Origin of the sequence: Nocardia sp. JCM 34519.1 (assembly GCF_020361265.1) — a bacterium.
In the GTDB taxonomy this organism is placed as follows: Bacteria; Actinomycetota; Actinomycetes; order Mycobacteriales; family Mycobacteriaceae; genus Nocardia; species Nocardia arthritidis_A.
Map to the genome: position 1 here is coordinate 1,063,984 of NZ_JAIRBR010000001.1, position 22,909 is coordinate 1,086,892.

Annotated in this window: 22 protein-coding genes; 1 reads left to right on the forward strand and 21 read right to left on the reverse strand. The window is 61.5% G+C overall.

Features of this window, described 5'->3' with window-relative positions; genetic code table 11:
* Window positions 1–135: 135 nt before the first annotated feature.
* The 14 genes from LGY53_RS05150 to LGY53_RS05215 all read right to left on the reverse strand — a co-directional run bounded on the left by LGY53_RS05150 (window position 136) and on the right by LGY53_RS05215 (window position 15,443).
* A complete protein-coding gene (locus LGY53_RS05150) occupies window positions 136–1,488 on the reverse strand; it encodes a hypothetical protein (protein ID WP_225725450.1) in 1,353 nt (450 codons plus the stop codon).
* Window positions 1,489–1,500: 12 nt separating this feature from the next.
* Window positions 1,501–2,733: a hypothetical protein gene (locus tag LGY53_RS05155; protein WP_225725451.1), complete on the reverse strand. Its 1,233-nt coding sequence runs from the start codon at window positions 2,731–2,733 to the stop codon at window positions 1,501–1,503.
* A 157-nt stretch (window positions 2,734–2,890) separates the two neighbouring features.
* A complete protein-coding gene (locus tag LGY53_RS05160; protein ID WP_225725452.1) occupies window positions 2,891–4,243 on the reverse strand; it encodes a hypothetical protein in 1,353 nt (450 codons plus the stop codon).
* A complete protein-coding gene (locus tag LGY53_RS05165; RefSeq protein WP_225725453.1) occupies window positions 4,240–4,686 on the reverse strand; it encodes a DUF2744 domain-containing protein in 447 nt (148 codons plus the stop codon). Before LGY53_RS05165 ends, LGY53_RS05160 begins: the two co-directional genes overlap by 4 nt.
* A gap of 36 nt (window positions 4,687–4,722) precedes the next feature.
* Window positions 4,723–5,325: a hypothetical protein gene (locus LGY53_RS05170; protein WP_225725454.1), complete on the reverse strand. Its 603-nt coding sequence runs from the start codon at window positions 5,323–5,325 to the stop codon at window positions 4,723–4,725.
* Window positions 5,322–5,750 carry a DUF2744 domain-containing protein gene (locus LGY53_RS05175; protein WP_225725455.1) on the reverse strand — a complete coding sequence of 143 codons (429 nt, stop codon included), beginning with the start codon at window positions 5,748–5,750 and terminating at the stop codon, window positions 5,322–5,324. The genes LGY53_RS05170 and LGY53_RS05175 overlap by 4 nt, the downstream gene beginning before the upstream one ends.
* Window positions 5,751–5,909: 159 nt before the next feature.
* On the reverse strand, window positions 5,910–7,622 hold the full coding sequence (locus LGY53_RS05180; RefSeq protein WP_225725456.1) for a phage tail protein: 1,713 nt from the start codon (window positions 7,620–7,622) through the stop codon (window positions 5,910–5,912).
* Window positions 7,622–8,374, reverse strand: a complete 753-nt coding sequence (locus LGY53_RS05185) for a phage tail protein (protein WP_225725457.1) — start codon at window positions 8,372–8,374, stop codon at window positions 7,622–7,624. The genes LGY53_RS05180 and LGY53_RS05185 overlap by 1 nt, the downstream gene beginning before the upstream one ends.
* Before the next feature lie 334 nt (window positions 8,375–8,708).
* On the reverse strand, window positions 8,709–10,019 hold the full coding sequence (locus LGY53_RS05190) for a hypothetical protein (RefSeq protein ID WP_225725458.1): 1,311 nt from the start codon (window positions 10,017–10,019) through the stop codon (window positions 8,709–8,711).
* Window positions 10,020–10,059: 40 nt separating this feature from the next.
* Entirely contained in the window at window positions 10,060–10,461 is a 402-nt protein-coding gene (locus LGY53_RS05195) for a hypothetical protein (protein WP_225725459.1), read from the reverse strand.
* Window positions 10,462–10,648: 187 nt separating this feature from the next.
* Window positions 10,649–11,875 carry a glycoside hydrolase family 19 protein gene (locus LGY53_RS05200; protein ID WP_225725460.1) on the reverse strand — a complete coding sequence of 409 codons (1,227 nt, stop codon included), beginning with the start codon at window positions 11,873–11,875 and terminating at the stop codon, window positions 10,649–10,651.
* A gap of 66 nt (window positions 11,876–11,941) precedes the next feature.
* Window positions 11,942–12,412, reverse strand: a complete 471-nt coding sequence (locus LGY53_RS05205) for a hypothetical protein (RefSeq protein WP_225725461.1) — start codon at window positions 12,410–12,412, stop codon at window positions 11,942–11,944.
* Between the two features lie 804 nt (window positions 12,413–13,216).
* Window positions 13,217–14,524, reverse strand: a complete 1,308-nt coding sequence (locus LGY53_RS05210; protein ID WP_225725462.1) for a hypothetical protein — start codon at window positions 14,522–14,524, stop codon at window positions 13,217–13,219.
* 52 nt (window positions 14,525–14,576) lie between these two features.
* Window positions 14,577–15,443 (reverse strand): hypothetical protein, encoded by an 867-nt coding sequence (locus tag LGY53_RS05215; RefSeq protein ID WP_225725463.1) that lies wholly within the window; start codon window positions 15,441–15,443, stop codon window positions 14,577–14,579.
* Between the two features lie 1,379 nt (window positions 15,444–16,822).
* Between LGY53_RS05215 and LGY53_RS05220 the strand changes: the two genes are divergently transcribed.
* Window positions 16,823–17,227, forward strand: coding sequence for a hypothetical protein (locus tag LGY53_RS05220; RefSeq protein WP_225725464.1), 405 nt, complete (start codon window positions 16,823–16,825; stop codon window positions 17,225–17,227).
* A gap of 49 nt (window positions 17,228–17,276) precedes the next feature.
* Here the strand turns inward: LGY53_RS05220 and LGY53_RS05225 are convergent, their stop codons facing one another.
* The 7 genes from LGY53_RS05225 to LGY53_RS05255 all read right to left on the reverse strand — a co-directional run bounded on the left by LGY53_RS05225 (window position 17,277) and on the right by LGY53_RS05255 (window position 22,168).
* Window positions 17,277–17,699: a hypothetical protein gene (locus tag LGY53_RS05225; RefSeq protein ID WP_225725465.1), complete on the reverse strand. Its 423-nt coding sequence runs from the start codon at window positions 17,697–17,699 to the stop codon at window positions 17,277–17,279.
* 113 nt (window positions 17,700–17,812) lie between these two features.
* A complete protein-coding gene (locus LGY53_RS05230) occupies window positions 17,813–18,106 on the reverse strand; it encodes a hypothetical protein (protein WP_225725466.1) in 294 nt (97 codons plus the stop codon).
* An 81-nt stretch (window positions 18,107–18,187) separates the two neighbouring features.
* The gene (locus LGY53_RS05235; RefSeq protein WP_225725467.1) at window positions 18,188–18,355 is read right to left on the reverse strand and encodes a hypothetical protein; all 168 of its coding nucleotides are present in this window, start codon (window positions 18,353–18,355) and stop codon (window positions 18,188–18,190) included.
* A gap of 99 nt (window positions 18,356–18,454) precedes the next feature.
* Window positions 18,455–19,477 carry a hypothetical protein gene (locus LGY53_RS05240; RefSeq protein ID WP_225725468.1) on the reverse strand — a complete coding sequence of 341 codons (1,023 nt, stop codon included), beginning with the start codon at window positions 19,475–19,477 and terminating at the stop codon, window positions 18,455–18,457.
* Window positions 19,478–19,577: 100 nt separating this feature from the next.
* Window positions 19,578–20,342 (reverse strand): hypothetical protein, encoded by a 765-nt coding sequence (locus tag LGY53_RS05245; protein WP_225725469.1) that lies wholly within the window; start codon window positions 20,340–20,342, stop codon window positions 19,578–19,580.
* 187 nt (window positions 20,343–20,529) lie between these two features.
* Complete coding sequence (locus LGY53_RS05250; protein WP_225725470.1) at window positions 20,530–20,973, reverse strand: hypothetical protein; 444 nt, start codon at window positions 20,971–20,973, stop codon at window positions 20,530–20,532.
* Between the two features lie 514 nt (window positions 20,974–21,487).
* Window positions 21,488–22,168 (reverse strand): DUF1922 domain-containing protein, encoded by a 681-nt coding sequence (locus LGY53_RS05255; protein WP_225725471.1) that lies wholly within the window; start codon window positions 22,166–22,168, stop codon window positions 21,488–21,490.
* Between the last annotated feature and the right edge of the window lie 741 nt (window positions 22,169–22,909).

A 22,909-nucleotide genomic window follows, 5' to 3' on the forward strand; every position in this document is an offset into this window, starting at 1 on the left:
CTGAGGTAATCAGGAACCCGCCGCACACCGGCGGGAAGCGACGGAATCGCAACAAACAACTTGGATGTTTTTATAGAAAAACCGAAGGCACCCGTATTTCACTGGGTGCCTTCGGATTTGGATACGGCGTCTACGTCAGTAGCTGATGAACGCGCCGTCGAAGTAGGTGTTGGGGCCTGTGATGGTGCTGTTCGCGGTAGTCGAATATCCCGGGCACACAACCGATCCCGCAGCGAGATAGACCGTGAAGGTCTCCGCGGCTGCGGAGTTGGACATGCCGGAGGCCTGGTTGTAGCCCGAGCGCGTCGTCCAGGGGCCTGCTGTGCTCGGGGCCCACCACAAATCGCAGCCGATGCCGCTGGTGATCGGGCTCGCCAGGTAGTACGCGATCGAGATGGCGTACCAGCCGGCCTTGTTCACCTGTACTTGGCCGCGCCCCTGGTCGATGATCGTCACATTGCTCGGCGGAAGCCGAAGGGTGTCGAATGTGCCTGCCGGAAACCGGATTTCACCGCTGGGTGCGTTGACTGAGGAGAGCAAGCACTGCAGGCTCCAGCCGGTGCCGGACACGGTCGGGGCGGCCAGGTCGGCGGCGGTCAGTCCAGCGATGTTGAACGAGAACGACCAGAACAGCCCGGACCAGTAGTACTGGCTGCCGAACCCGAAATAGCGATTCGCCGGCCCGACCGGGCTCACCTTGCAAGAGTCGACCGCCGAGGCCACGGCCGCGCCGTTCACCACCACCTGATAGGTGTTGCCCACGCAATCGAGGGTCACCGTGTCACCGGTGTGCACCGATGCCGATTGGCTTGCCCACGTGGTGTAGGTGAAGTTGTTGCCCGTGCGGGTGCCGCAGCCGAGGTTCACTCCGGTGCGGCCGATTAGTGCCCACACGAAAGTTGACAGGTCCGAAGCCGCTCGCGCGATGAGGACTGCTCCGATGACATCGGAGCCTCGGTCGGTGCCCATGACCGCCGATACCGCTTGATCGTCGGTTCGTGTTGCGTGAGCGGTGTTCACAGCCAGGACGTAGCCGCTGTTCTGGTCGCCGTCCTGGGCGAGACCCACCTCGCCGTTGGCGACCACAAGATCGGCCACCGGGCCCACCTTGAACGTGGCGTAGTCGGGACCGAGTGTGGACCGGGTGAAGTTGTCGATAAATACGCTGCCGCCGCCGTCTTGCGCCTTCTGACCCGCTAGCAGGCCGCTGATCACCGTGGAGTTGGCGGCCGTCGAACCTTGCGCAGCGTTCGCCGTCGAATTGGCGGTTCCTGCATTTGACCGCGCACTGATTGCCGCGTTCAAGGCGTTCTGCGTGGCCAGGTTCATATTGCTGCCCGAGCCCGCGGCGACGGAGAAAGCGTTGGCGACCCCTGCTAGAACGGACGCCCGCGCGGATTCGAAGGTCACGGCTTGAAGTGCCGAGATGTTGCCGCCCACGGTGCCGGTGTAGGCACCCGCCGGGACGGATTTGTCGGGCGATGTCATGGGTCCTCCGTGCTAGAGCCAATTCAGCAGTGCGCCGTCGAAACAGGTGAAAGGGCCACTTAACGAGTTGGATGTATTGGTGGACAGGCCCGGCGCAACGACGGCGCCCTGCGGGAGGTACACAACGAACGAACCACTGGTGGCGTAGCTTCCGCCGCCGTTGTTGGAGTCGTAGGAATTACCGATCGCACCTGCCCGCAACATGTTCCAATTACCGCCGGGCGTCGGTGTGCTCCACAGTTCGGTTCGCATCGAGTTGTCGAGACCGGAGAAGTTGAACGCGGCGGTGATCAGATACCACCCTGCGCGGTTCACCTGGACCTGTCCGGCGCCCAGGCTGATGATCGTCACATTGTTGGCCTGTCGGACGGTGTCGAACACCCCGGTCACCCGCGTCCCCGCACCCGAGGGCTGGGTGTAACCGACGGTGCTGCCCCGCACAAGGCTCCATCCGGTGCCGGTGGCGATGGCCGGCTGCTGGTCGGCCGCGGTCATGGCGGCAACGGCGAACGAGAAGTAGCCCGAGTTGTTGATTACGTTGTACGAGCACCCGAAACCCACGGAACGGTAGCCGGGGCCGGTCGGGACGGTCCCGGCGGTGTCCGAGAAGCCAACAACGGGAACGTTGTTCACGAGCACCTGGTAGTTGCTGCCGACCGCAGTGAAGGTCACCGTGTCGCCGGTGTTGACGGTCGTCGAGCTCGAGGTCCAGTCGTTGTAGGTATTGACGCCATTGCTGCGCGTACCGGAGCCGATGTAGATCTTGTCTGCGTAGATCCAGGCGTAAGCGAACGTGAGGAGTCGAGGGTCCGCGCGCAGCATGATCCCGGTGGCGGAGTTGGGGGAATTGTTGGCCGCGCCCATCACTAACGACAGCGATTGGTTATCGGTCTGCAAAGTGGTGGTGTTCAGGGCGACGACAGAGCCGGTGCTCTGGTTGCTTCCGTTGGGATCCAACTCGACTTGGTTGTTGACGATGATCAGGTCCGCGACCTGGCTGGATTTGATCGGGTTGTAGTTCGGCCCTAGCGTCGCCCTGGCGAAGTTGTCACTGAGGGTGATGCCGGGCGTGCTCGGTGGAGGTGGGGGCGGTGTGAGCAATGCGATGGATGCGGCGTTGGCTGCGGCGGTGTTCTGTGCGGCCGATGCCGTCGACTGCGCGGTGCCTGCACCCGATGCCGCAGCCTGGGCCGCGGCCGCCGAGTTGGCATTGGCGCCGTTCATGTTCTGGCTGGCGGTGTTCACACCCTGGTACGAGGCCAGCAGGTTGGCGACCGTCGCCTGTTCGATACCGGCCCAGTTCACGGCTTGCAGGTTGGCGACGTTGTTCGGTGCCGACGAACCTACGTACGCGCCGGAGGGAACCTTCCTGTCAGGGGAGGTCATCGAATGTCCTTACAGTTCAGTAGCTGAGCAGAGCCCCGTCGAAATAGGTCCCAGGCCCGAGGATCTTGGCACCGTTAGGGATGTAGTAACCAGGCGCCACCACGTAACCCGCCGGGAGATAGAGCACAAAGGCCGCGCCCGCGCTATAACTCTGCGCCTGGGCCGTAAGTGCTCCCGTGCGTGCGATCTGTGGGGCCATGCCAGGGCCGGAGGCCATGCATACGTCGGCTCGGATTGTGGCGAGGCCGCTATCCAGCGTGTATTTCACGGTGATGCTGTACCAACCGGATTTCTGGATCTGGATTCGGCCTGTGCCCTGATCGAGCACGGTGACGTTGTTGGACGTCACCGGCCCGCTGAAAGTGCCGGTAGGAAACAAGTTCACGCCCGCCTGCGCCGTGACGCTCCCCTGGGCGGTCATCCGCAACGACCACCCTGTGCCGACCATCGGCGGCGGCTTCATGTCCACTGCTGTCAACCCGGCGGCATTGAACGAGGAATTCCCGCCGAACCGGCCCGTGGCGTAGGAGACTCCGAACCCGAACGACCGATTGGCCACACCGATCGGCGTCATCTGCGCACCATCAGGCCATTCCAGGATCTCCAGGCCGTTCACATAGAGCGTGTAGGTGGAACCGATTGCCTCCAGCAGCACCGTGTCGCCCGTATTCACCCGCGCCGAGGTCCATCTCGTCTCCGAGAAGGTGGTAATCGCGTCCTTGCGTATGCCATACCCCAGCGCGATGCGGCCCGAAGACACCTTCGCGCACGCGAAGGTGGCGAGATCCGACGCCGCGCGCGCGATGATGAACGTCTCGGGGCTGCCCCAACCGCCGCCGCTGCCCATCACCACCGACACCGCCTGGTCATCTGTCTGTGTGGTGGTTGTCGACAGCGCGGTCACGTTGCCCGAGCCCTGGTTGCCCACGCTCGGCAACCCGCACTGCTGGTTGGTGATAACCAGGTTCGCGACCTGGCCGGTCGTGAATGTGTTGTAGCCGGGTTGCAGTGACTGGCGGTTGAAAATGTCCGTGAAGACAGTGCCGCCATAGTTCAAGCCCTGCTGTGAGGCAGTCATACCGGCAACGACGGACGCGTTGGACGCTGTCGTGGTCTGCACGTTCACGGCTGTCTGCTGCGCGTTGCCGGCGCTCTGCGCGGCGATGTTCGCCGCGGACAGTGCGGCATGCGCGTTGTCCATCAGGTTCGTACTCGACGTGCCGACGTTGGAAAACGCGCCCATGACATTTGCGATGACCGCGTCCCGCGCTCCCACCCAGGTGACGGTCTGCAGGTTGGCGATGTTGTTGCCCGACGACGCCGAACCCCCGTACGCACCTGATGGTATGTGCCTATCGGGGGAGGTCATGACACCTCGCCCTCGGTATCGACGGGGTGGGCGTCGGCGTCGTCTTCCGAGGCCGTGCCTCTGGACAGCTCAGCCGGGTTCACCAGGTGCGCGAGGTCTCCGTTGGCGCGCAGCTGCTCGATGATCCGCGCGCGTTCATGCGCCGTCAGGTCCGCCATGTTCGGCGCGGTCGAGTGCGCGGCCTTCGGGGTGCCCTTCGGCAACCACTGCCCAGGGCCGTTGAGCCACTGGCCGACCCCGCCCGCGGGAGGGTGATATTCCTTGGTCTGCAACTCCGGATAATGCCGAAATCCGAGCTCCCACAAGTGCTTCGACCACTTCCGTAGCACGTCTGGGTGCACCGTCAGTGGTGCCCGCTGCTGGCCCGGTAGGCATACCAACGCCCAGAGGAACGCCTCGTCGGGCTTGTTCGGGTTGCAGTTCTCGTGCAGAGGAATAGTCATGAAACACTCCGGTCTTTGAAGAGAGAAGAAGATAGGTCAAGCCACGGCGGGCCGGTCGCTGCGCGCGGCGGCGTGATGCTCGACATCCAGGCGCGCGGACAGGCGGGACACCAGCACGGGATTCGTCGACACCACAACCGTATTCGCCTGCGCCTTGAACCCGCAGGCCGCACGGCCCTTCAGCGCGATGCCGATTCCTTCGCCGCTCGCGGACCAGTTTGTGCTGCCCTCGAACGCGATTCCCTGCCCGGCTAGGACGCCGCCTTTGGTGTGCAGGATCTGATGCGTCGGAGAGTCGGTCACCACAACGGAATTCGCGAAACCGACCGGGTCCAGCCTGCGGTCTGCGTCGAGGAGCTTCCGTTCGTGCACACCTTTGGCCTGCGACCGGTCCAGGCTGACCTGGACGTGGACCCGGCCGTCGTGGAGTTTGGCCAGCACGATGTCGTTGAGCTCATCGTCGTCGTACCCGAACATCGACAGCTTGATCTGCAGACTCTCCTGGCCGAGCAATGTCTTCAGCACACCGTGCACATCATCGCGGCCGACGAGGAACAGATACGCGTCGCCGTAGCCCGCCGTCAACTCACCTTCGGGCGTAAACCGGCCGAGCGGCGCCAGCCGTGGATCGTCGATCACGACAGCGTCTCCGGCTCATCCGCGTCAACCACCGCCATGTGTGCGGGAAGCTCGCGCCGGTCCACCAGATGCGCCAAATCGCCGTGATCGCGCAGCTGCCGCACCACATGCGCCCGCTCTTCTTCCGTTAGCTGGGTTACGTCCGGCAGATCCGGCACGCTCACCCGTGGTGTTCCCTGCGGCAGCCAGTGGCCGGAACCGTTGAGCCAGTGGTGATGTCCCCGCGCCGGCGGATGATATTCCTTGGCCTGATCTTCCGCATAGTGGCGAAAGCCCAAGTCCCACAGATGTTTCGACCACTCGCCGAGCGTGTAGGGGTGCACCATCAGCGGCGAGTTGCGCGGACCCGGAAGCCCGACCAATGCCCAGACGAACGCCTCCTCCGGCTTGGTCTGGTCACAGTGCTCTTGCAACGGAATAGACATGGAGTTCTCCAAGTGAAGTGGGCAGCCGCGAAAACCGAGGCATTACTACGGGATTCGCGCGATCGAATTCGCGCCGACGTCCGACGTCGGCTGCGTGGCCGGATAGGTCGAAGGCGCCCGGTTTCGCTGCGAGCGCCTGCGGCCTGGAATGGTGCAGAGTTACATCTGCACGGCGAGGGACATGATTTCGTCTACGACGTCGGCCAGGACGCGCATCGACTGCGCGAATGGCATGTCGTGGTCCTTGTCGGTGCCGAGGGTGATCTGCCACTGCGGGCTGGCATTTCGCGACCAGGCCAGTTCGAGCTCTGTGACCTGATCGATGTAGATATTGCCCGCGGGCATACCTTTGACAGTGGAGCCGACGCGGTCGCCGAGGAAGAAGTGTCCCTGGCCGGCGTCACCGATCAGATACGGTTGCCCATTGGCGACGGTGAGTTTGTGGGTGTGGTGAGTGCGGGTTTTCCACATGCCCTCGCCCAGCGTTAGCAGCGCACCCAGGGTGTAGGCGCGATCGGCGCTGGTTTCGAAATGCTCGAAGTAGTGCGACCATCCCGAAGCCTGCACCCGGTCGACGGCCCAGTGACGCTGCCAGGCGAACAGGGTGTCGGTGAACAATGCCATCGCGATCGTGTTCGCCACCTGGAAGGCGCCTTCGGTCAGTGCGGCCAGGATCGGTCCGGCGACGGGAACCACACCGAGCAAACCGCCCATGAGGAAGCCGACGAACTGGATCGCCGACGAAATCGCCTCGTTCACACCCGGAGCCGAGTGCCCACCGACCACGACCTGCACTGCGCTGGATGGCTGCACGATGAACTGCGATGTCTGGATGCCGCAATGGTCGTTCTGCCGGTATATCACCCACGGATTGGATGGCAACGTGCCCATGTATCCCGGTGTTTGGTAGGCAGCGGGCACGGGCACATTCGGGTCCTTCGACCGATGCTCGATCTCGTCGTAGAAGACGCCGTCGGCATCCTTCTCATACGTGTCCCAAATGTATTCCAGGCCGCCCCACACGCTACCGCGACGAGAGGTGCCGCTGAACCCGGACTTATCCAATATGTCGACCACCAAACACCCGTGACGAATATTCGCGCCCGGCCACGGCAGCGGATCACCCTGCAGCCAACGGCGCGTCTGCACCATCAGCTCAGCGGTCTGCAACGTGCCCGCCGCACAATCGTGCCAATTCTTGAACCGCGAACCGAAAATCGTCCACACCGAAGTGTCGCTGTCATACTGAGTCGGCTTCACCGCGATCAGCCAATTGGACATGTCCAGATTCCCCCACTGGCCCGAGTCCATCGGATCCGACGGCACAGCCCACGAACTGCCGTGCAGCCGTAGCAGATTCAGCATCAGCGCGGTCTTGAGCACCCAGATGCTCGGACCCGCGAGCATGAACTCGCGTGGGAACTGCACAACTTCGGGCAGGAACGGGTTGGACCAGCAGATGATGTGCTTGAGCTCCTCATACGAGTGCAGGAAGCTCAATTCGACTGTGGTGACGCCCTGTTCATCGGTCTTGAGGACGGCCTTCTCCAGCCGCCCGTCCCAGCGTGCGCCATCCTTGTCGACGGTGATGTGGACGTTCAGCGTAGTGCGCCCGGAACGGGGATCGTCGTTGTAGATATCCATGGCCCACCGGGCCAGATAATAGTCGTACGGCAGCACCAGAACTCCGACGCCGGTGTTGTTCAGTGTCCAGCGAAAGTCCGCGCTGATCTCCGCGCCACACACACCGCGCAGCACCCAGTTTCCGTCCCACAGCCGGACCAACGGCCGGGCGAACCGCCGCGCCCTGCGCTGCGCCTTGACGGCCTGTGCGGCGGTGTAGATTCCAGGCAGGTCGGTCACGTAGGTCATCACTGCAGCCCCCACGGACGCGACCAGTTACGCGGCTGCACCACCATCACCGACGCACCCGCGGGCGCGCCCGTCACCGAAACCGGCAGAGCGGTCGCCGGGGTGTACGGCGGCACCGGATACATGAAGCTGACACCGTTCATCTGCGCCCAGATCGGCGTGTTGTTGCGCGAGACGATCATCTCCTCCATCGGATCGGTGTCGATGGTCAGATCCTGACCCGAGCTGGTTTGCGGCAGAGGGATCTTGCGTGCGGCATAGGCGTCGTTGGCCCAGGAGTAATCGGGCAGTGTCCACTGCCCCGGCGCCGAGCACACCCAGCGCAGCCACATCGGCTGGTCCGTTGGATTCGACACGGTCACCGTGCCGGACTGGGATCCGTTGCTGCCGGTGGTATCGGCGGGCGACACCCAAGTCGCCGTCACGTCACTCTCGACCCACCACGGGTTGCCGGCAGTGCAGGTCATCACGACCTTCGCCCATTGCTTGAGATGCGGATCCTTCACGGGTTTGAAGTCCGGCTGCTCCGACATCCGCAGCGACAGCGAACGCGCGCCGAAGTCGGTGGTGACAGTAAGCACACAATCGCGGTCGTAGGCCCACGCCTTCCGCCAGGCGCTGTCCACGGCCTCCCAGGTGCGACCCGCCGTCTGAAAGATGTTCACGCCGAAGACCAAGTCGCGCTTATTGGTTCGGTAACCGCTGAACGACGAGCCGGTCTGAAACGCCGACTGGTTCCAGATCGTCGTCACCGGTGCGTCGTACAAACCGCTTGGCGCCGTGGCGAGTTCGACTCCCTCCCGGCTTCGTCCCGGGCCGGCGAGAGTCCACGTCGAGCCGTCGACCCCCGTCAACGTAATCATGGCAGCATTGGGCGCCACAAGTTCACCTCTGTTTCTGTAGGAAATTCGACTGAAGCGGGACCAGCCGATCGATGCCCGAAATTAGACGGAGTCAGAATTTGCCTCTTCTGGCCGAAATCGCCACGGCGGCAACATGAATCGCTGGCGCTGCAAGTGTAGCGCGCGGATCGTGACAGGCCCCCGATATGCCCAACAGCTCGCAGCTGGTCGGCAGTTCGCCGGATCAGGCGCCGGTCAGAGCGTGACGCTGTCCCCAGAGCTTGGCCTTCGCAAAGGCTTCGTGCACGTCGTGAGCCGAAATGTGCACAGTCATCGATCGATCCACATGCTCGCCAACGGAATTCGAATTTGCCCGAACCCTCGTCAGCGCCGCGGCAACCGAACGCTCTATCTGCTGGAGATACTTCGTCATATAGTTCGGATCGTCGTTGATGGCTTTCAACAACGGGCGATTCGCGTTAGCCGATGCAGCATTGACGATGAACTCACCGTTCGAGAGAAAAGCCGGAATCCGGTCACCGATCGATGATCCGGGGCCCTTCACATCACCGCCGTCTGCGCGCCGCAGCAGTGCGCCCTTCGGCAACAGCGCTGCATCGATCATTGGCTTTGCGAACATCGTTGCCGCCCCGCTGATCTCCGAGATCAACTGCGCGCCGACGCCGGAAACCAGGTCTGAGGGAGATGCCGGCACAAGCGGGGTGACGGCAGCGATCGTGCCTACACCGGAAGTTGCCGCGCCCGGCACCGATGGGTAGGGCATCCACGTGCGCGGATCGTATACTTGCGGCCGGTTGTGCTCGAACGAAGGAGGCGGCGGCAATGGGCCACCGGTACCAGGTATATAGCCCATACCCGCCATACCCGCGTCATCGAACATGCCATCCCATACGAATATCCTTCGCATCACCTTATCGGCACGCATGAAGTCGGCCATGGTCATTTCAGCATAGGCGAGCGCCTTGGTTCCGAGGTCACCCTTCGCTATGTATCCATCCGAGCCCCCGAAATAGATTTCCGCATTGTATCCGGCAGCAAGGATTTGGTTGAGGCTATACCTGGCCTTCATTCCCGCCGGGATTTGCGCCTCCCATTTGCCCTTTACCATTTTCAGATCATATGCAGCCGCCTTTACTGCAAGTTCTTGATCTTTCGCGAGATCCGACCAATTTTTATCGGCAAACCGCTCAGGAAATGCCTTCTTGACCTCGTTGAAGGTGTCCTCCTTCATGTTGGTCAAGCCAAGAGAGTTTGATTTACCGTCGTACATCTTCCGAAACGTGGACGTAGATTTCCTAATCGAGTCCTTTAATTCGCCTTGCGCCCCACCCCAAGTGAGGTTGGCGTCGGCCCCCTCATTGAAAACGATTGCCATGACAAGCCTGGGGTCTATTCCGGCTTCGTTACCGTACATGGCCGAGTAATGGGCCCATCTCGCAACGGTCGGGTCGACACCAGGTGGAGTTATGTGAGCGCTTAGATTCCAGTCGAATTGCAGCGCAGGATTGCTCCAGGTGGATGTCAGATCGGTCATGGTAAGTCCTTACGAAATATTACTGCTCGCGGTCTGCTGGTCAACCATCTCCACATATCACTTGAACCAGGAGCGCCTCGGCGGAACCGTCCCTCATGCCGAGAATCTGCCCCTTCGTCAATTCGGCTTCGTAGTATGGATTCTCGATAACCTTGCTGACTGAAATACTACAATTGTTCGGCCATCTCCCCGAGGCAAGGCCGACGTCGATGTCGAACCGCTCTCCCGGCAACGGATCCGGCGGTTTATCGTGTCCGATCGGTAAACGATCGGCCGTCAGCACCACGCCCTGAACCGCAATGACTCGGAGAACATCACTAGCCGGCGGACCTATGTAAAATGCCTCCGCCCAGGAGTCGTTGCCCAAGGTGCCGGATTTACCGGCAACCCGACTGAAGCCGACAACAGAAACCCCATTCAGTTTCCGTTGAGCTTCTGGCATTAGCCATACCCTCGCCGCCAATAAAGTTGCCCCCAATATTACAACTGTGGCAGAAAGGCCAATCGCCCACCGCCAACGTTTTGTAGGCCAACCCAGTCTCATGCGAATCCTAAGTAGTGCGCGATGTCATGTGTCCACGCCCGTGGGTGCCGCGCGCGATTGCATCTGCTCAGCAAGGCTCGACGTCTCACCGTCGAATGAGCGACGAATTCGCCAGAGCTGCACGAGAATCCGCCCGAGATCCATACGGAGCACCGCCCGGTTGACTGATCACCACATTGATGCGGCGATCCTGCGTCGCCGGCCAATTTCCGCCGAAGAGGCTTCGAGAATCCCGTAACAGCCCGCCCGGCACCTGCCTACGCTGGCGTCTCGTCGCCGAAAACGAACCCGCAATATCGGCTCCCATCCCAACCACACCTCCGGAGCCGAAACCGAGAACATTCCTAGCGTTATCGTAGAATTGCTTACGTACATCCCAGCCGTTGGGCGGCGTTTGGCCCGCTAGATGACCCATATTCACCAACTGTGACACTGCCAGGAAATTCTCTTTATCGGCCCAGTCACTGAGGTTGTTCCGATTCCAGTACCATTCCGCCGTACGAAAAGCCACATCTGGTCGCGCGGCCAGTTCGGGGTGATTCTCAAGGTCCAGATTCAGCGCTTCGCCAGCCGCGCGATAATTCCCACGTCCGGTCAGCTGAATAAAGCCGCGACCATGATAGCGAGGACCATCCCCCGGCTGGGTATTACCATACCCAGCATTGGGTTGACCCGGATCATATTGATGGAAGTAGGCGTCGTCCCCGTATTCCTCCAGCGTTCTGAATCGATCACTCTCCTCCGCCAGGGTAGCGAGAAAGGCAGCTTCACGCGCGGGCGTATTTATTCCGCCCTCTACCATGGCAGCATTGAGCCCGGGCAGATACGCCTTAGCCTTTTCCAGGGCGGCTTTGTCCTTCGCTAGATCAGGCACGATTGCCGTGAGTTCTTCGAGGGTCAGCGATCCCGGGGGTAGCACTTCATATTTATAGGCGTCGGGATGTTGCGGATCCTGTTGACCGAGATGTGTCCGCTTGTACTTCCAGCCATCCGAATTGAGGTCGATCTCCACCGGGCGGCCGTCGGCATCGGTCGTATTCCACTGATGGATCCGGTGGGCGGTCACACCGGGCTGGCCGGGATCACGGGTTGGGCTGGGATCGTCGATCAGCTGCGCCCGGGGAAGCCCCTGCTTTACAGGATTGATGAGTACATAATCGATAATCGAGTGGAAATCAAACGGCCGTCTCGGTTCGATCGCCTCGCGCAGAAATCGATTCGCATCACCTGCGATTCGATCGAATCCGGCCCAGACCAAACGAAGCAGATCCGGGGCGCTGTTGGAGAGCGGGAGCGGAGTGAATTCTGGCATATTGTACGAATCCTAGTTTAGGTAAGTGATCAGGCACACCAGTTCCGAAACTGCCGAAGCGAGAGGTCAGCTCGATAGGATCGCGAGTTCATTCGGGTCGAACAGTTCGCTGATACGCGCCCAAGGAATCAGCACCGGATGAAAGTCCCCGACCGCGTGAGAAACCTGGAAATAAACGGTCAGACCTTCTGGCGAGGGTATCCAGTCAGCGAATGAATCACTGCTGGGGGTAGGCGAGTCGAGTTCGGGCTCCCCTGCGGGGACCAGACTCGAGGCAAGAGCGGCCAGGGTGACCCAAGCGTGCGCCGGATCGCGCAACGCCGACGACAACTGAATGGGCCGCCTGGTGTCGGTGTCGATAACGACCGTGCCGACCTGATTGACCGGATGCGGGCCATCGAAGCTGTGCGTGGTGATCAATACCCCCGCCACGACGTGCGCCCCGATGCGGGTGACGCGACTGGATTCCGAACAGTTGTAGGGGAGTTGGCCGTCGACGACTCTGCCATCCATATTGGCCACCGCGTCGGACAGCACTGCACGTATGGCCGAGTCGAATCGCTCGCGAACCTCAGCGTCACCGTCGGTGAGCTGTGGCAGCGTTACGTCATATGTCAGTGTCGCGGTTTGCTCTCGAACCCGGATGGCGGCGGCGGTGTACGGTCCAGCCTTCTCCGGGGCGAGTTGACGGCATGGCGGCGTTCTGGTGGATAATCCGGTAGCCTGCCGAGTGGTCGGCCCCGCCGTCGGCTGCTCCGTGGGGTTCGAACCCCCGTTGTCGCTCGGACCACAGGCCGGCAGCAGCAAGACACCGATCAGAAGACCAGCCCAAATAGACTTACGCACAATACGGTTCCTCCATACATAGGCCGGAGTCGGCGCCGGAGTGGGACGCGCGTAGCGAAATCGCCGATGCCACGGGTGTATCGGACCGAGAATCGAAGGCGGCTGCCCTACCATCGCCCGAATGCCAGCATCCGGATGCCCACGGACCCAGTGTCGGCAGGCACGCGGTTCTCATTCGGCTTATTGGTTCGAACCTAGATTCGCTGATCGATGGCCCCCCGGGCACCGAGCCATGAGCCGGAATCGATTTGGACCTTGGCCATCGGTCCGGGCTGGCCGAAACTGGCTGAAACCCTGTTAGCGGCAACGACTTCTTGCCTGGTGGTCGGTCATGAAGCACCACTACGAAAATGACCCCAAGCACCAGGCCGATGACCCCGGCTGCCAGCCCAGCCACTTTGCCCAGTGGCCAACCCGTTCCCCCGCGCACGGGGCCAGGCTACCGCGAATCTGGTTGTCCCGTCGGCCGTTTGGGTTTCATACGAATGCCGATCTTCAGGCTTCGGTCAGCGCACGTCGTTGTTCCCACAGCTTGGCCTTCGCGAAGGCTTCGTGAACGTCATAGGCAGAGAGGTGCACGGTCATCGACTGGTCCACATGCTCTCCGCCGTTGTTCGGAGTGGCGCGGACCTTCGTCAATGCCGCAGCGACGGTCTGCTCTATCTGCCGAACGTACTTCGTCATGTACAACGGATCGTCATTGATCGCCTTCAGCAACGGGCGATTCGCGCTCGCCGACGCGGCATTCACTACGAATTCCCCGTCGGATAGATAGGCGGGAATCTTGTCACCGATCGACGAACCGGCCCCTTTGACATCGCCGACCGAAATGGCGCCGCCGCCCGCATGCTTCTGCGGTTGGATGTATGGGTTTTTCGGGTCGCCGAACGCAAGCGGCGGGCGAGCGGCGGTAAACATGCCGAACGTGCTCTCGAATGCACCCTGGTCCATCGTGATCTCGCGAATCTTCTGACCCGATTCAGGGGCTTCGATATACGTCGGGTTGTGATGTTCGTCGTACCCGGAAAAGATCACGACGTGCGCTGGGGCACCGACGGACTTGCCGGCCGAGCCGATCACACTACCCATTTGCGTGCTGGGCTCGGACCACAGGATGTCACCCGGCTTCAGATTTTTCAGATCAGGATGCTGCCAGCCCAGCTCATTCACCTTGTTGTATTGGGAAACAGTGTATGCCCCGATATCGATCTTGTGACCCGAGCCTTGATAAATCGCATACTCGACCAGGTGCGCACAGTCGAATCCGACAACTGAATCGTCGTTGTACTGCCGTGCGCCGCCGGCACTATCGGTATTCTCCGTGCCGGGAGGCGGCTTACTTGGACCGTCTATCCCGCCGCCACCCCAAGAATATTGCGTGCCCGGTGTGCCGTTAGCTGGAACCCAGGTTGGCCGCCCAGTGCGCGGTAGGTCGCTCACGCTCGGGCCGTTCCATGTTCTACCGTCCAAGCTATGCGTCATCCAATATTCCGCAGCATTGACGATATGTTGTCCCATAATATTACGAGCAGCTCCGGCGAACACCGTGGCCGCCGGTGCATTCGGCGTCGCCGGACTGACAAATACGTCAATGCCTTTGAAATAGGGATCCTGCGATTTTTCGACATGTCCGTACGGACTGTTAAAGTCTGGATCAGGAGAATTCTGAGCAGGTTCCTGATTCCTGGGTTCATCGACAAACTTCAGCATCGGCTGCAGAGCACCCGTCAATGGCGCGAGCATACCAGAAATCGGACTGATGAATCCAATGAAATCATCTAATATGGAGCGTTTCTGAATCAATTGATCATCCTGGTGTCATGCTGGGCCACCGAGTAAAGATGGCGCGCAGGCTTCAACGTGCCCGTCGATAGCTTGCAATCAGTTTCGCCGCATCGGAATTCACAGAGTCGCAACCGCGCATGAATCCCGTGATTCTGGCGATTTCGTAAATCAGGCTTGTCGTATTGTTGACGGCTGGCATGGCGTGCGGTTCGTCATACCCGAGATAGACCACCGCCTCGCAGTTTCTTCCGAGGACGGGATCCATATGTGTGACAACGGGAATTCCATCGATACTGACGCCGACCGAGTCCAGCCGAGTTGCAGTGCCGATGTATTGAAGTTTTATTTCCTCGGCGTCGGACCGGCACGAGCTCGCGAGTCCCGAGACGCCGAGGTCGAGACCGGATCCCGATACGTGCGCCACTGTTTCGCAGGGGTCGAGCTTGCCGAGCTTCGAGTCCGCGCGGGTGGGCGGGTTGTGCAGCATCGGGGCCGAGAACGAGACCAGTCGCTGCAGCGCCGGACACTCAGTCGGGGCCGCGTAGGTAACGATCATGGATTCCGTGGGAATCGTTACCTTGCACCCGTATTCGGCACTGATGTAGCCAGTGAGGTCTCCAAGTTGGACCCGGTTCCCGACCGGCGGATTCGTATGAAGAGGAACGGTCAGCTGAACACTCATCACTAGAAACCCGGTAGCGGCGTCGATACCGACATCGCACTGGTTTACGTCCCCATCGGGCCAAGGGCCGCCACCGACATAGTTCACCGTGCCCAGCTGGGCGGCGGCAGCACGGTCGACAAGTCCACAGGGATCCAACGTGCGGATCCGGTCCGCCTTCGCCAACCGGTCCTGTACATCCTTGGGCAGGGAAGTGCGATACGTCGAGCCGACAGCCGGGACCCGCTGATCGGATGACGTTGCCGCCGTGGGCATTTGCGAATCACTACCGCATGATGTCAGCGTGAGAACAGCAGTTGCGGCTGCCATGAGCGCCGCGGCCCGTCCACTCCCCATCGGTGTTACCGCTTACCCGCTGGCCGGACCGCAGTCGCGCTGAGCGGGCTCAGCACTGCACACACCGCAAATTTCATGCGGCACATGCTATCTCAGCATAGCGCAGCCGTCGTTCGATGTCGGCTCAGACATAACCGCAGCCATTATCTTTGTCGCAGAACCAAGTTGCGTCGTGATGATCAGATCCTCTCATCGACGGATGTTTTGGAGCAACGAATCCGAACCGTTATGGCCGATTACCCATCGGTTTTCCTCTTACCCATCTCGTAACCGGATGCTGACGCACACCACAGAATACGTTGGTGCACAACGGAGCCAGCCCGCTTGCTGCGGTATCCGCGTTGAGCGCGGATGGTTAGGCTGCCGGCGTGAGCCGATTGATATTCGTCGTTCCGATGGTGTGCTGGCTACTCGCGGCCCGGTCGCCTCGGCATCGCCTACGGATGGGGCTCGTGCTGGGGGCGATCGCCGTGGTCGAGCTGGTCGTGTCTTTTCTCGGATGGTGGCTGCGCCATTGCCAATACAGCGTCAAGGTATTGTTCGCTCTTGCCGGTGTCGGCGTTTTGGTAGTCGGGCTGATGGCGGACCGGCGAACAAGCGACGCGTCATCGAAGCGCGGCGCTATCGGTGCCGGACTGGCGGTTTTCTACTGTGCCACAAGCCTGCTCGGCGTACTGTACGTCGTACTGCCGTGCTCGGGAGAGCTGGATGGTCCCGGCGGCAACGGCGGGAAACTGGTCGTGGCTCCAGAGGCCGACCAACTGCTACCACTACCCAACGGACTCGTAGTCCTTGCGGATTCGACTCGGTGCTCGAGTACAAACCCCCGGCCCTCTGTATGGCGATTCAAATCCGGGTTGGCCAGAGAACGCACCGGAGGGTGCGATCACGGTCTGACTATCGAACTGGACCACCAAGGATGCCCACAGACACGGTAAGCACGACCGTTGGCCGCTTTCACATCGGCGTTGACAGCTCCGAAACATGCTGACGCCCAACGGAATCGTCCTCCCGCGCCTTCGGAAGTCTCCACTCTGGCTCCGACGACCAGCCCGGTATTGTTCGACCACGGGCCGTTCCCGTTGACATCACCCTTCGAGTAGAAGGTGCGGTCGTACCGGTCGACCCCGGACCCTTTTCGGTGATCTCGCCACGCATCTTGCGCTGAGTCCCCAGGAATCGCCGTCGCCCATAGTTCAATCGCTGCTTCTCATTCGATCGGAGGTTGGTTTCCGCTGCGGGCAGTGCGGCAGGCGATGATTCTTCGTGCACCTGTGCCGCTGATCTAAAGTGTTGCCGTGAGTAACCAATTCCCTTCGCGAACAGATGTTTTGGAGCGACGACTCCGAACCATCCTGACCGGCCACCCGTTCACGGTGCAACCGGTCCGCGATGGACTTCACATCGTGCGGCCGTACCAGGAGGAGCAGGCTCGGACGCCCTACCGCTACCGACTGGTCCTCGACCAGAGACGGAGTCGCGTCAGCACATACCGAGACTGGTTCCCAGGTGATCCCGGCGCCTATCCTCCCGACCGCGATCGGGAGGACCCGATTGACAACCTGATCGCAACGGAATTGGCCGGGTTGGGTTGGAAAGAAGGCCGCAGCGCAATCATGTGGCTGTTCGTCGTGCTCGCTGCGGCGGGTGCGATCGCGGGAATTACGGCCATTGTCCTAATCGCCATCGCGTTTCTGACATAGTCACAGCCGCACCGCATTTCGGCACCCCAGCGACGGGCCAGTGTCTCGACTACCACGATGAGTCGTCCTCGACGCCATCGCCGTGTTCGATATCGCCGACCAACTCCTCCGGTGTATCCGGCACCGGTGGAGGAGTGAACAGGTCGATCAGTGCCTGCATCGATGATGCTCGACGCTGCTCGCGGATGATCTCGGTCGCGGACATCGGCCGTGGCAGGGGGCGAACACTGGGTGGATCAGCCCCTGCGGCGGCGATGATGGTCGCCTGGACGCCATGGAGGGCATCGATGATCGCCATGAGCATGTAGGTATCGAGGGTGTAGCCCTCCGGCCGCGGACCGGCCGGTGTCTCCTCGACATCGTCCGTGCTGAGCGCTTCCTCCGCGTCGAGATGTTCTTCGGCGAGTTCACGATCCATCATTACCGCGCCGCGGTAATGGCTCCCGGTCGGCAGGCGGTCCTTGAACGCCATGATCGTGCGCCAGTCCCTGGTGCGAATATCGTTGGGCCCGAAGCAGTCCCGGACATCGATGCCGCGCTCGAGCAGGTCATAGTCGAGCGCGGCACCGAAGCGTTCCCAGAACTCTACGAGCCCTCGGATCCCCCCGGCAGCTCCGCGGCGCCCTGACCGAACAGGTGGGCGTAGAGGTCGCGCTGAAAGGCATACCATTCGTCGACAGACCGGTCGGCGAACAGATCTTCCACGGCGGCGGCGTGCTCGCCGAGCACGATCGCCATCTGCTCGTCATCGTCGCGGGTCGAGCGCAGGGCCTTCAGTTGGCCCCGGGTGACCGGTGGGATAGCGATATCCGCAGTGAGCCGATATGGGGCCCTGCGGCGGGAGGACAGCTCCTGTTGGAGCTCGTAGAACCGCCCCACACCGTCGATTTTGTTTTCGGGGGAAGGCTTTTCAGGGATTGCCACTTGAATTTCTCCGGTTGTATTGGAACTGCTCGGATTTCAGGCGCGCTTGCGCGGCTTCACCTCAGCGGCAGCCGCTTCGGCCTTTTCGGCGACCCGGTGACCGCGCGAGAAGACGGCGTTGATGTAGGCGGTGGCGTTCGGCACGAGGTATTCGCGCTCGCCATCGGTCATGGTGACGGGGAAATGGGCAGGGATGGCGGACATGAAGACCGGCTCCTTCTTCTCCGGATGAAGTACAAGGGAAAGGTGGATGCGTGCCGCGACCGGAGACACACGGCACGCAGCCACGTCTGAGAACCGTTGCTACTGAACGGTAATAGTGTTGGTGATGGCGGCGGAGGCTGTCGCCGGGGGCCATGCCGGGGTGGTCACTGGCGGGTTGAAGGCGATGCTGATGGTGCCGGAGCCCCCGGTTGCGGTCGGCGTCACGACTCCGGTCGAGCTGATGTTCACCGCACCGGACAGTCCGGTGCCCGCGGTGTAGGTCAGCATGCTCGACGGCACGACTCCCTTGAACTGATCGACAACGACCAGCTGGAACGACTGGTTGCTGCCCTTGGTCAGGGTCTGCGGGCCGGTGGGGGACGTGATGTTCAGCGCGGTCACGACGTACGGCATGCCGCTCGCGGCGACCACTTTCGCCCATCCCGGGCCTGCGTAGGAGTGCGCGACGGCGAAGCCAGCGACGTCATCCTTGAAGGCGACCATGGTCAGCTTCTGCGACATGACACCAGTCGGAACCCACTGCTCGCCACCGAATTTCGACACCGCGACCTTCGGCATGACCTTGATGACGTAGGTCGGCAGGGAATCGTTGCCGTCCTTGCCGATCACGATGGCCGAGTAGTAGGTGATGTTCTCGGCCGACGGCTGGGCGAACCACACCTCACCATTGGTCGAATTCGGCGTCATCGCATTCAGCGTGGCGCTGGTGGTCAGCTGCAGGTTCAGCGCGGTGGCGTTCTGCTGCGCCTCGAATTCGATGGCGGTGATGTCGCTGGTGATGTCGTTGCGCACCGCTTGCAGCTCACCGTAGGACTCGATTGGGGCGGCGGTGATGCCACGCGAGAACGCGATACCGGTCTTCTTGTCGATCAGACCGACCGACTGGAAGCCGGCGGGCAGGGTCTGCAGATTGCCGCCGGCGTCGGTGAAACCGCCCAGCGGGGCCTGTGTGCCGTAGGGCGCCAGGAACACGGCGGCGTCGAGCGGCTTGAGCAGCAGCGCACGCTGGGCAGCCTTCAACGCCGTCAGGGTAGTGGCAGTCAAAGTGTCTCCATTTCGAAGGCCCGGCGAGCCGGGCGGGATTGCGAAGAAGGCACCCACGGTGGGTGCCGTGAAGGCCCCGGCAGAGCTGCGGGGACGACCGGTGCCTGCCTGGGCAGGATCGGCGAGTTTGCGGTAACCCGTTGTGTGGTACCGAAATTCAGTAGCGGCCGAAAGCGAGCACGGCATCGTTGCGCCGGTCCCGGGAGAAAAGCGGATCGTTGACAGGCAAGTCCATTGTGATTGTGAATGCTCGATTCACCCGCGCATTCGCACCGAATGCCGTAGTCGGTACGGTGATCTTCGGAGTGGTGAAGCTGGTGATGTCACGTCCCGCATTCCGCAAGGCCGACCTCATCAGCGGGCCGATGTCCGGGCCGCCAGTGTCCTTCGGTACGGCACCATTCGACAGTTGCCGACCGTTCGAAGAGCCGTCACTGCCGGAGTAGTCATTGGCTTTGTCGGACAAGGCATTCTGCACCTGCTCGGCCACCCCAGCAAAGACCTTGCCGCCGACATAACTCTTCAGTGGGTCCAGGAAGTGGAACAGGGTGCCCGTTCGTGCGGTCGACAGCGGGCCTTCATCACCGTAGACATGTGGATCGAGGTTCGGGATGTGCCCGTGGATACGCAGCAGTTTGCCTGCGGTGGAACCGATGCTTTGCAATGGTTGGATAACTTGTTTGAAGGCCTCCCACGCGGCGCCCAACTCAGGTAAGGCGGCCTCGAGAGCCTTCTCCAATCCTTCATATGCGGTCTGACCGATAGCACTGGCCATGCCATTCAAAAATGGCGAGCCGGACACACCGTCCAGCGCAAACATGCCGTTGTACAACGACTGGCCAACGGGCACATCGGCTTGATCCGAATCAACGTCGCCGCCCTCTGAGTAACCCGGGGTAATGAGGCTGGAGTTGTTTGTCACGTCGTGTGACCTTTCGTATGAGCCGCCCGCCGGATAACGCCCGGTCGACCTCATACGCCAGGTTTATCCTTCGACCAGATCTGGAAGTTGAGCGAACGGCGAGAAATCAGCGGAAGATATAACGAAGAAGATCCGCAACAACGGCAACCGTCAATGTGAATGCGGACGGGTGGTGTAGATCCATCAGTTACTGACGCCGGGCTTCGATGCTGAAGGCGAGTTCGACCATCTGGTTGAGGGGGTCGAGGTCGGGGACCTCCATAAGCCCGCGGCTGCGGCGCAGTATGGGAGCGTGGAACTTCGGCTCGTTGGAAGTGATTTCCTCGACGAAGTCGATCAGCACGCTGTCGGACGTGGTTGCGGCGGGCGTGGCCAGCACGGCGTCACGCACCTGGATGGCCAAGTTCTGCGCCTGCTGGCGGTAGTTGCCGAACACGATGGTCTGCACCTGGGCCTTGTAGGTGATGGCGTTGACGTCAAGGGTGCCGCCGGTCTTGCGCACCCAGATCAGCGGCAGAGTGATCTGGCTGGCGGTCGATGGGAGCACGGTCGTGGTAGTGGCGACCGGAGCGAGCAGATCGCACAGGAACTGTTCGAAGTCCGGGAATTCGCCGCGCAGCGGAGTTGTCACTTCTCCTCCTCGTGTACGGACAAAACGCGGACCTCACAGGTCAGTCTGCCTGTGGGCGTGGAATTTACGGGTTCGGACGACGCGGTGGGCTCATGGGCCGAGCTGACGCGATCGTCGTGGTGCGTCATGAATGTCTCCGGTATGCGTAATCGAAATCGAATGACAGCGATGAAGTCGCGCCGACAGGGTGGACGGTGCCACCCTGTCGGCGTTGACGAGTGATCGTGCACAGTGGACTACAGGCCCAGCAGCAGCGGCAGGACGAGCGGAATGAGGTCGCCGATCAGCTTGATGATGTCTTCAACAACGGTGAGCACCTGAATCACCCCCTTCCCCTCGCAACCTGGTGAACGGCAGCCTTCACCGACAGACACGGCGGGGAAGGTCTGCAGACAGAATCAGCGTTATATGCCGATTAATATTGCGGCACAATCATTTTCGCTGCGTTCAGCATAGCGTCGGCATTGTGACGGCCCTCGGTAAGTGACCAACATTTTCCGCGACCGACCGAAGATCAACGACCGGCTTCGTGCAGACGCAAGACATCACCGATGCGATACACGATTTCCCCGCCCACACTGTGGCCGATCAACTTGCCCCTGGCCGCCCATTGACGAATAGCGTTGGCAGTCAATGGTTTACCCGAGAACCACGGTAGTATCCGAGAGAGTTCCGTTGCGGTGCCGACCATGTCGCGCGCCTGGGACAGCAATGCCACGCGGCGTTCCGCGACGGAATACTCGTGACCACAGCCCGAGCATCGCAACGTGGATTGCCCATCCATGGCGTAGAGCCGGATGCCACAGTCACACAGGCCAACGCACAGCCGCTCGGCAGGCCGGTCGATGATCGCCCGCGCCGCGTCGACGGCTGCAGGCAGGGCGGGATGGATTCCGTCGAGCACCGGTGCGTCGTCGGGGATGCGCGGGAGTTGCTTGCGCAAGAAGATTGCGTGGCCCTGAGATGTGGGCGGGACCGGTTCACCGGCCAGAAAAGCGACTCGCAGAGCGTAGTAGCGCAGGGTTCGAGCGAGCGCGGCGTGGGCATCGGATGCGCCCTTGTGGTAGGGCAGCGAGCGTCGGCGTACCCCGGCACCCGCCGTGCCGGTGAGTTTGGACGCACCGACGGCGTCGCCACGCGACAAGGTGGTATCCAATTCGACCAGTAGCCCGGGTATCGCGGCGAGCGCACGCATGACGTCGTCTCGTTGAGACAGATCTAGGGGTTCGCCGATCATGTCGTGGTCCAGCAGGCGAACACGACTGCGCCCGAATCTATTTCAACGTTCGGGCCGACGGAGGTAATGAGGAGCATGGCGGCAACTTAACACTCACTACAGTATGTTGCAAACAACATTGCCTAATTGTTCCCAAAGCGCCAGAGTTATTCAAGCATTTCATGTATGCAATTTTCAGAGTTGGTTGTACTCTTTGGGGCATGTCGACGCCATCGGCCATGTCAATGCCATCAACTGTGCCCCCTTGCCTCGGTCTACCAGGCTTCGTAGAACCTGCTTACGTACTCGATTGGGATCGGCTGCCCACCACGGCCGCAGCCCAGCGAGTGTGCGTCGACCAATGCCCCCGCGAGCGGTTCCGCGCCTGCGCCCAGGCAGCTCTCAGCGCGGGAACGCTCCTCGACGACGAAACCCCTTCGGTCGCAGATGGTGTGGTGATGGCCGGAGTCGTCTGCAGAGGAGACTCGATTACCGTCCGCCGCCTCCAACGAGCTCTCGGTCAGGTCAACGTGCAGGTTCGCCCCGGCCGCTGCCTGTCGTGCCAGCGGCCGATGACCACACGGCGACGGAAACGCCCCGGCTATGTGGTGCACGAATCCAATGGACGCTGCGGCGGCTGCAGGCGCGCCGAACAGCGTGCTGCCTGACGGCGCATACCCTGCGAGCAGGTGCCGGCACGTGTGGCGAGCGCATTGCTCA